The sequence below is a fragment of the Kitasatospora sp. NPDC093558 genome, assembly GCF_040683475.1.
Lineage (GTDB): Bacteria > Actinomycetota > Actinomycetes > Streptomycetales > Streptomycetaceae > Kitasatospora.
The window spans coordinates 1-3,726 of record NZ_JBFBDY010000611.1 but is presented as its reverse complement, the minus strand read 5'-3'; the positions used below and the strand labels follow the sequence as shown (position 1 = coordinate 3,726).

Annotated in this window: 3 protein-coding genes; 2 read left to right on the top strand and 1 reads right to left on the bottom strand. The window is 72.4% G+C overall.

What is annotated here, in order from left to right; genetic code table 11:
- The first annotated feature begins 71 nt into the window (after nucleotides 1-71).
- Together AB0O00_RS32425 and AB0O00_RS32420 are read left to right on the top strand one after the other, a co-directional pair.
- On the top strand, nucleotides 72-1,673 hold the full coding sequence (locus tag AB0O00_RS32425; protein WP_363657887.1) for an LCP family protein: 1,602 nt from the start codon (nucleotides 72-74) through the stop codon (nucleotides 1,671-1,673).
- 151 nt (nucleotides 1,674-1,824) lie between these two features.
- On the top strand, nucleotides 1,825-2,268 hold the full coding sequence (locus AB0O00_RS32420) for a helix-turn-helix domain-containing protein (protein ID WP_363657885.1): 444 nt from the start codon (nucleotides 1,825-1,827) through the stop codon (nucleotides 2,266-2,268).
- Nucleotides 2,269-2,325: 57 nt separating this feature from the next.
- Here AB0O00_RS32420 and AB0O00_RS32415 read toward each other — a convergent pair.
- Nucleotides 2,326-3,726: DUF6777 domain-containing protein (locus tag AB0O00_RS32415; RefSeq protein ID WP_363657883.1), on the bottom strand; the 1,401-nt coding region annotated here is incomplete at its 5' end.

Below are 3,726 nucleotides of genomic sequence, written 5' to 3'. Positions count from 1 at the left end.
GCCGGAGGGCCGCCGGCCCGAGGCCCGGGCCGGCGGCGGAGGGACACCCGACGGCAACCGGAGGAGTCGACGTGGCTGACCGCAGGACCCCGCGCGGGCGGGCCCCGCGCAGCGGACCGGCCCCGCTCGCCGTCGCGGCCCGTACGATCGCCTGCGCGGTCTCGGTGGCCGTGCTCGGGGCGAGCGGTTTCACGTGGTACGAGTACCGCAGCCTCGACGACGGCATGACCAAGTCAGGCGCGCTCGGCGAGGCCAAGAAGAACGCCCCGCCGCACCTCGACAAGTCGGTGAACCTGCTGCTGATCGGCCTCGACAGTCGCAAGGACATGGACGGCAACGACCTGCCGAAGCAGTTCGTCGAGGACGAACTCCACGCCGGCTCCAGCGAGATCGGCGGGTACAACACCAACGCGCTGATCGTCCTGCACATCCCGGCCAATGGCGGCAAGGTCACCGCGCTGTCCGTCCCGCGCGACGACTACGTGCAGACCGTCGGCGCGGACGGCAAGATGCACAAGATCAAGGAGGCGTACGGGATCGCCAAGGAGGCCGCCGAGGCGAAGCTCGCCAACAAGGGGCTCTCCAAGGCGGAGCTGGAGCGGCAGAGCCGCGAGGCGGGCCGCTCGGCAACCATCCAGACCGTGCAGAGCTTCCTGGACGTCCCGATCGACCACTTCGCCGAGGTGAACCTGATCGGCTTCTACGACATCGCCAAGGCGGTCGAACCGATCCAGGTCTGCCTCAACCACCCGGTCGACGACCCGATCATCGCCCGCACCGCGAGCCACGAGGGCGGCGGCACCGGGCTCAAGCTGCCGGCCGGCATCAGCTCGCTGGACGCGGCCCAGGCGCTCTCGTTCGTCCGCCAGCGCCACCACCTCACCAACGGTGACCTCGACCGCACCCACCGCCAGCAGGCGTTCATCTCGTCGGTCGAGTACAAGCTCAAGCAGCAGGGCATCCTCAACGACTTCGGGCAGATGCAGAAGCTGTTCGGGGTGGTGAAGAAGGACGTCGTCATCGACAACGAGTGGAACATCCTCGACTTCGCCCAGCAGGCGCCCAACCTCACCGGCGGCAACGTCGAGTTCAACACCCTGCCGATCACCGGGTTCAAGACGGTCGGGGGCCAGGAGGTCAACACCGTCAACCCGGACCTGATCAAGAAGATCACCCGGCAGCTCTTCAGCCGCGACCCGGCGCCCGTCCAGGCCCCGCCCGACGCCGGGGACACCGCCTCCCCGAGCGCCGCGCCCACGACGGCGGCGGCGTCGACGGCGCCGGCCTTGGTCATGGCGACCGTGGACGTCCTCGCGGTGACGGCCGCCGGGCCGGGCGCGGCGGCCAACGAGTCCAAGGCGCTCACCGAGCTCGGCTACCCGGCGGGCAAGGTGGGCGACGCGGCGGGCAAGGCGAAGAACAGCACGGTGACGTACGGCAGCGGCGCCAAGGCCGACGCCCAGGCGATCGCCGCCCGCTACGGCGTCACCGCGACGCCGGCCTCGGGCGTGCCCGCCGGGCACGTCGTGGTCACCCTCGGCAGCGCCCGGGCGGCCACGCCCAGCGCCACGCCGTCCGCCGCTCCCTCCTCGGGCGACGTCGGCGATCCGGCGGCGGGCCTGCCGATGCAGGGGCCGGCGGTCAAGGCGGGCGGGATCCCCTGCGTGGACTGAGCGTCGGCGCTTCCGTGGGGCGGCGACCGGACTCGGCGGTCGCCGCCCCACGGCCTGCCCTCGAACGCCCACCGGTTTCGATAAGCAACCGATACCCTGAGTGACCGATACCCTGGGTGACGGAAACGACCGAGCAGGAGAGGTGACGGACGTGCCGAAGCGCACCACGCACGAGGAGTCGGTCTGTCCGGTCGCCCGTCCGCTCGACGTCGTCGGCGACGGCTGGACGCTGCTGATCGTCCGCGACGCGTTCGACGGCCTGCGCCGCTTCGGGCAGTTCCAGAAGAACCTCGGCCTCGCGAAGAACATCCTGTCGGCTCGCCTGGCCAACCTCGTCGCCAACGGCGTCTTCGAGCTCGCGCCGGCCGCCGACGGCAGCCCGTACCGGGAGTACCTGCTCACCGAGAAGGGGCGCGCGCTGTTCCCGGTGGTCACGGCGCTGCGGCAGTGGGGCGACCGGTGGTTCTTCGAGGCGGACGAGCCACGGGCGCGGCTCGTCGAGCGGGAGTCGGACGTGCCGATCGCGCCGGTGGAGGTGCGGGCGGCGGACGGCCGGGTGCTCGGGCCGGACGACACCCGGGTGCTGCTGCCCTGAGGCGTGCCGCTGCCACCGGCCGCTCGAACGGCCGGTGGGAGCAGGGGAGTTGCACGGTCAGGGCGTCGCGGCCGAGGTCGTGGCGCAGGGCGGGAGGGTCGTCGGGGCGGTGGTCGCGCACGTCGCCGTCGGCGTGTGGGCGGTCGTGGTCGACGACGTCGTGGTGCCTGCGGACGTCGTGCCCGCGGACGTGGTGCCTGCGGCCGTCGTCTTGAGGGCGGTCGTCGTGGGCGGGCAGGTCGGCAGCGTGCCGGTCGCGCCGGACGGCTGGCAGGTGGCCGTCGGTGTCTTGGACGCGGTGGACGCCGTCGACGTCGGTGTCTGGGACGCCGTCGCCTTCGTCTCGGACGGCGAGCCCGAGGTGGACGACGGCCCGCTCGACGTGGTGGTCGAGCCCGAGGTCGTGGACCCGGAGGTCGTGGAGCCCGACGTGGTGGAGCCTGAGGTCGTCGAGCCGGACGTGGTCGAACCCGAGGTGGTCGAACCCGAGGTCGTGGAGCCCGACGTGGTCGACCCGGATGTGGTTGAGCCGGAGGTCGTGGACCCGGATGTGGTGGACCCGGACGTCGTCGCTCCCGGGGTGGTCGGACCCGACGTCGTCGCCGACGCGGACCCCTTGGTCGACGTCGAGGCCGTCCCCGACGGTGTGCCCGGCTTCCACACCGCGGGCGGCGGGATCCACGGCACGAGCGGTCCCTTCGGCTCCTCCACGTGCCGGTCGATCACCTCCAGCCGCCCGGTCAGGCGGGCGAACCAGCCGCCCGTCTGGATGTTGACCAGGATGATCTCGGTCACCGGCTGCGGCGCCGGCACGACGATGATCAGCGTGGTCGGCTGGAAGCCCTGCCACGGCTTCCCGATGTACTTGGCGTCGGCGACCAGCTTCGGCGGCTTCAGCGGGTTGCCGCACGAGCAGCGCACGCGGGGCACGCCCTGCGCGTCCACCAGGACGGCGGTGCCGGCCTGGAGCGCGGACTGGTACTCCGTCACGGCGCCGCTCTTGTAGTTGTGGTTGGTCACCCGGGTGTCGACGCGCAGGTACGCCGAGGTGAGCGAGCGCAGGTAGGACGGGATCGAGCCCTGGTCGATGCCGGCGGCCGACGCCCAGGCCCGGCCGACGTCGCCGGTCGAGACCATCGCGATCAGCCGCTCGGTGTCGCAGCTCGGCTTGGACATCGTCCCGCCGTAGACCCCGCTGGACGTGCCCTGCACGCTGTGGATGGCGGCCGGCGAGGCGCTCTGGCCGGGCTGCTGCGCGGCGGAGGTCACCGGGGCGGGGGCCGGGGCGCTCACCGGGGTGGTTTCCACCGATTGGGTGAACGGGTCGGGGCCGGAGTCGCCCGGCGACTGCAGCGCGACCTCGTTGGCGGTCGGCACCATCTCGTTCTTGCCGCCGCCGCTCTGGTTGTTGACGACCAGCACGGTGGCCACGACGGCCGCCGCCAGTACCCCCGCGCC